Source organism: Micromonospora sp. NPDC003776, from assembly GCF_053605645.1.
Map to the genome: position 1 here is coordinate 1 of NZ_JBSGJR010000920.1, position 1,473 is coordinate 1,473.

Sequence of the window (1,473 nt, forward strand, 5' to 3'; positions counted from 1 at the left end):
GGGCTCGCCGAGCAGCGGGGCGCCGAGGTCGTGCCCGGCGAGGGCGGCGGCGTGCGCCGCGTCGGCCAGCACGCCGGCGGCGCGCAGCCGGCGGATGTACTCGGCGGCGATCTCCGGGCGCAGCCTGCCGTTCATCAGCGCCGGGATCGCGCCGAGCCGGGCCAGCGCCAGGAAGGACAGCACCATGTCGGCGGCGGTGCCGGCCCAGACCGCGATCGGGTCGCGCCGCCGTACGCCCCGCTGGTGCAGCCAGGCGGCCCGGGCGGCGACCAGCGCGTCGAGCTGGCCCAGGGTCAGCGGCGCTTCGGCCGGGTGGCCGTCTACCGCCGTGTCGAAGGTGAGCCCCGGCCCGTCCGGGTCGGCCCCGTGCGCCAGCACCCGGGCCAGTACGTTGCCCGCACCGAGCTCGGTGTCGGCGGCCAGCGCGCCGCGTAGTCCCTTCGTCCTCATTGACCAGTTCCCTCCCCCAGCAGCACCGCGACCGCCGTACTCGGCGTGCCGTCGGATGCCTGTTCGATCAGGACCAGCAACGCCTGGTCGGCGTCGCCGTCGTACAGCAGCAGCTCCGCCTCGGCGGTGCCCTCGGCCCGCGGCTCCCCCGTCGGGCTCAGGCACACCACCGGCCCGTCCAGCCCCCAGCGCGCCGCGACGTGCCCGGCGACGCTGTTGGGCACCGACTGGAAGAAGAAGAGCGGACCGATCCGGCCGCCGGCCGCGACCGCGGCCCGGACGTGCCGGGCGCTGGCCCGGTCGCCGCTCGCGCTGACCAGCACCACCGCCGTCCGGTTCCCCGCCGGCAGCGGCCCCTCCCCGTAATGCCGGCTGAGGCACCGGTCGGCCGCCGCCACCACCACCGGGGCGAAGTCCGAGTGCACGAACCCCGGCACCCCGGGCGGCGCCCCGTCCCCCGCCTCCGGCCACCGCCCCTCGGCAACCCCCCGCACCCGCCGCGCCCGTTCCCCCCGCTCCGCCGATCTTGCGGTTGGCGCCCCGGGCGCGCGGCTTTCGCCGGGCTTGCCGGGGCCGGACGTGCACGATCGCGAGGTGCGGGTCATGGGGCACCTACCAGGAGAGCGGTGTTGGCGCCGCCGAAGGCGGCGTTCAGGGTCAGCGCGTGGGGGGTGGCGGCGGGGCGGGGGGCGTCGGTGATGACGTCCAGCGGGCAGGACTCGTCGGGGCCGAGCCAGCCGGCGTTGACCGGGAGCTTCCCGTGTCGCAGGGCGAGCACGGTGACCACCAGTTCGAGCAGGCCGGAGGCCTCCAGCGCGTGCCCGTGCACCGATTTGGTGGAGCTGACCGGGATCCGGCCGGCCCGGTCGCCGAGCGCCAGCCGCAGCGCCGCCGCCTCGGAGGCGTCGCTGTACCCGGTGCCGGTGGCGTTGGCGTTGACGTAGCCGACCGCCGCGGCGGGCAGCCCGGCGCGGCGCAACGCCGACCCGATCGCCCGGGCCAGTCCGCGCCCCTGCGGGTCGG

The 1,473-nt window shown here is 77.7% G+C and carries 2 protein-coding genes and 1 pseudogene; all 3 read right to left on the minus strand.

All coding sequences use genetic code 11. The features are described from left to right. Positions 1-450: AMP-binding protein (locus ACWEVO_RS36385; RefSeq protein WP_452311925.1), on the minus strand; the 450-nt coding region annotated here is incomplete at its 3' end. Next, the gene (locus ACWEVO_RS36390) at positions 447-944 is read right to left on the minus strand and encodes a beta-ketoacyl synthase chain length factor (protein WP_452311926.1); all 498 of its coding nucleotides are present in this window, start codon (positions 942-944) and stop codon (positions 447-449) included. The genes ACWEVO_RS36385 and ACWEVO_RS36390, both read right to left, overlap by 4 nt. 107 nt (positions 945-1,051) lie before the next feature. Next, positions 1,052-1,473: pseudogene (locus ACWEVO_RS36395) on the minus strand (beta-ketoacyl-[acyl-carrier-protein] synthase family protein); the annotation flags it as partial.